Raw genomic sequence first — 3,931 nt, forward strand, 5'->3', positions numbered from 1 at the left:
ATTTTTTGTCCACTTTTTGATCAAGCAAAAAGGGGTATAAAAACTGCTGCGTACCACTCAGCTGAGCGTAAATATATACTATTATATTTGGTAATCAATAAAATATATCCCTTAAGTTGATGCTATTTCGTGAACGCAAACGATTTCTATTGTACAATCGACTCAAAATGCTTAGCAAAGGTAAGCAACTTAGCTTCTTCAAAATAGTTGCCAATAATTTGAATACCAATGGGTAAATTCTTTTGATCTACGCCATTTGGTAAAGAAATAGCGGGTAAACCAGCCACTGATGCCAATACGGTATAAAGGTCACTCCAATACATAGATAATGGATTATTGGCAAAACTATTCACCTTAAAAGCAGTCGTGGTAGTGGTAGGCAGTATGATAAAATCGTAATCTTTCAAGATATCTTGCATGGCCTTTTTAATCAGATTACGTACCTTTAAAGCCTTAATGTAGTGTGTCTCACATTGAGATGCACTCAGCACAAACGATCCTAGCATAATCCGCTTTTTTACCTCTTTAGCAAAGCCTTCGGTTCTTGTCTTGATGTAGACCTCTTCCAATGTAGTAGCATGGCTACTTCGGTAGCCATAACGAATACCATCAAAACGGGAAAGATTGGTACTGGCTTCTGCATTTACCAATATATAATAAGTCGGCAAAGCATATTTGAGCAACTCAAAATGGACATGATCTACTTGATGACCTGCTTGCTTTAAAAGTTCCAAACCACCTAATGTACGTTCTTTTATTTCCGGCTGTAAACCTCCATTGCTAAGTGTACCTGCTAAGCAGGCTACTTTATAACGCTCTGGGTGATATAATCCACTAGTATAATGGGGCACCTCCCGACAGACTGCGGTATCATCAAATGCGTCAGGACCAGCTATTACCTCCAATACACTTGCGCAATCTTCTACCGTATGGGCAAAAATACCAGCAGTATCAAAAGAGGAAGCATAAGCCACTATACCATGTCTAGAAATTCTACCATACGAAGGTTTAAGACCTACAAGACCACAAAACGCAGCTGGTTGCCTAACAGATCCACCTGTATCTGTACCAATAGAAACATGACACATCTTTGCTTTCACAGCCGCTGCAGATCCACCAGAAGAACCACCTGCCACCCTTGTCTTATCTATAGGATTCAGCACTGTACCAAAATAAGCATTTTCTGAAGAAGAACCCATGCCAAATTCATCACAATTTTGATGGCCAATAATCAAGGCATCAGCTGCTAGCAATCGCTCCGTAACGGTTGCATGAAATGGCGAAATATAATTAGTCAAAATTTTACTACCAGCTTGTAATGGATGATCTTTATAAGCCACCATATCTTTTAATCCAATGACCATGCCAGCCAGCGGGCCACCCATACCCTCTTTTATTTTTTGATTAACTACAGCAGCATTTTCCACAATTTCTTGATCATAAACATTTACAAAAGCATTTAAATCTTGTTGTTCTTTAATATGCTGCAATAACTGCTTAATTACTTCCATAGAAGTAACTTTTTGAGAGGCTAATAATGAACGAAGTGGATTAAAAGAATAGTGATAGCCAGCCATATAGATAGAAAATTATAAAATTGAAGCCTTAAGATGGTTGGAAATGAATAGGCTCTCTCAAACCTTTATAGTCTGTAAGCTCTATTTCTACTGCACCTACTACCAAGTTAACCTTTAATTTTAAAGGAACTTTGTTGACATCATTCGAAATATATGCTTCAACTGGATGTTCTCCAGAAAATATAGTTCCCTCTATAGGAACCAAGGGTGCAAAAACCAAGGCTGATGTCTTTCCTAGCTTCGTAGTAATGGTCTGCTTCCCAAGAAATAAGATACCAATATCTTCATAGAGCTGCTGGTCATGTAAAACCGTTACACTGAGCTTATCACCTGGTTTGAGTTTCTGAGTATCAATCGAACGCAAAGCATAATAGCCACCTATTAAATCTTTAATATTTAGACTAGAGATGGGATGATAGGTAACTTCAGATTCCATATTATTAGCACTTTCAGCTACTTCTATCTTCGCTTGATAGGATTGGTAATCAAAATCAACTTGTTCTTTTCTTACATAACCATTTTCTTGAAGATGTGTAACACATCTATGAGGTCGTAGTGCTTTGGAGCAATCGGCATCTAGATAACTTTCCCATCTGTCGAACAACTTATAACCTAACAGCCCCAATGTACTACTAGAACTACCCTCAACTTGAACCCTATAGCAAAGATGTTCATTGAGTTTATGCAACTGCTCATCTACACACATAGTGGCTGTACCAGCATGGATAAAGCTATAATGAACCTGATATTGGAGCCATTCTCCTTGTAGAAAAGAGGGCTCAAGCGTATCAGCAATCTTAGCATGTACCTTACTTAAAAAAGTAACCGTTAAGCAACAGAAAAAAAAACTCTTTAAGTATGATACAACTGTCATAAATATTAAAATTTTGATTAAAGTCATTAAAAGGGAAAGCACTATAACCGATAATTTTACAACAAAAAAAACAGAAACCCAAACAATCTACCCCATAGATTATTAGTAAACAAAAGTATTTATAATAATTGAAGTCTGGAAATAGGAAAAAAAAAGATAAAAAACTATCTTGATGAAGTTTTATAGAAACTATCAGTAGCACCAAGATTACATATAAAATTAAATTATAACATGCTAACGCCCTCCAGGCAAAAGAAGATAACAGTATTAAAAAAATGAATTTGAAGAAATATTCCAGCTATATCATTGCCCTACTTTTTTGTCATGGATGTGATCAATGTGATAACAATGCATACAAGCAAGAAGAAGAAAAAGGGTATTACACAAAAAATCTGTATAAACTAGATAAAATAGAGTCTTTTGAAACAACAATTACTACATTACAATCGCCTGATGAGATCACTAAGTTTAGAAAAAAACTAGCAGATAGAAGTCCTAAATGGTCTGTAACCGGTACAGAAAAAAAACCATACAGACTCTGGATTAGCTTTTACAACAAAGCAATACTAGAAAACATAGTAAAAGAAGTAGCAAAAAAACATGATAGTAGACTGCTAGAAAACTTTTTTAAAAGTTTTGGAAAGTTATTTAAAGAACCTACAGAAGCAACTGAAAAAGAGGTGATAGCCTCACTCAAAAAGCTAAAAGCACATACCACTCTAGTAGCAGCATTTAAAGAATGCATAGCAGAAAGGTACAATAAACCAGAGACAATTTATCTGAGTCAGGAAACACTAGAATATGAGGAATTTTTATACTTTATTCTGAATGAATCAAACAAAAATAATAGGCGACATATTAAGCTAAAAAAATTGCAAGTTAATCTAAAAAAATGGAAAAAAGATGGTCTTCCAAGCGGTGAAGAGCTATGGAAAAAAATTCAGGAACAGGAAGAAAAAGAAAAGAGGTCACTACAAAATTCTAAAATATATCGATACAAAGAAAACCAGCAAGCCATTGCAGAAAGCTTACGATTAATTAATCAACTCATGCATGATCCGTATAGTTTAACCTATAAAGATTTACTAGAAACATTACCACATGGCAAAAACAAGTTAGAAAATATTTTAGACGAATTACTGGAAAACAGAGACCATATAAATATACAATCACTAAAGCGCTATCTTAGGATTGTACCAGATTGCCTGTAAAAATGTATCTGTTCACAACATTACTAAATAAGGTATTTTTAACTTACTTAAATTGCATCGCTTCCGTATCGATTCAAGGTATCTGTTCCTGACACTGGTAAAAAATGAATCTTTATTGTTACTTTTTTCTTGATAAAAAAGTAACCAAAAAATCAAGCCCTCAGTAAAAAGTTGCAGCAATCACCTGTTAGAGCTGTAAAAACAGAACTCACCCGCTGCGCGGGTTCAAACAAGCTGTTTTTCTAATCAGCTTTAATAGGTGATTGCCC

Annotated in this window: 3 protein-coding genes; 1 reads left to right on the top strand and 2 read right to left on the bottom strand. The window is 35.3% G+C overall.

What is annotated here, in order from left to right:
* Positions 1-146: 146 nt before the first annotated feature.
* Both gatA and MUW74_RS02285 read right to left on the bottom strand, forming a co-directional pair.
* Positions 147-1,577 (bottom strand): Asp-tRNA(Asn)/Glu-tRNA(Gln) amidotransferase subunit GatA, encoded by a 1,431-nt coding sequence (gatA, locus tag MUW74_RS02280; protein ID WP_243517709.1) that lies wholly within the window; start codon positions 1,575-1,577, stop codon positions 147-149.
* Between the two features lie 28 nt (positions 1,578-1,605).
* The gene (locus MUW74_RS02285) at positions 1,606-2,451 is read right to left on the bottom strand and encodes a DUF3108 domain-containing protein (RefSeq protein WP_243517711.1); all 846 of its coding nucleotides are present in this window, start codon (positions 2,449-2,451) and stop codon (positions 1,606-1,608) included.
* A 281-nt stretch (positions 2,452-2,732) separates the two neighbouring features.
* Here MUW74_RS02285 and MUW74_RS02290 point away from each other — a divergent pair, with 281 nt between their 5' ends.
* Complete coding sequence (locus MUW74_RS02290; RefSeq protein WP_243553046.1) at positions 2,733-3,662, top strand: hypothetical protein; 930 nt, start codon at positions 2,733-2,735, stop codon at positions 3,660-3,662.
* Positions 3,663-3,931 lie beyond the last annotated feature (269 nt).

Origin of the sequence: Candidatus Cardinium sp. cBcalN2, from assembly GCF_022810445.1 — a bacterium.
Lineage (GTDB): Bacteria > Bacteroidota > Bacteroidia > Cytophagales > Amoebophilaceae > Cardinium.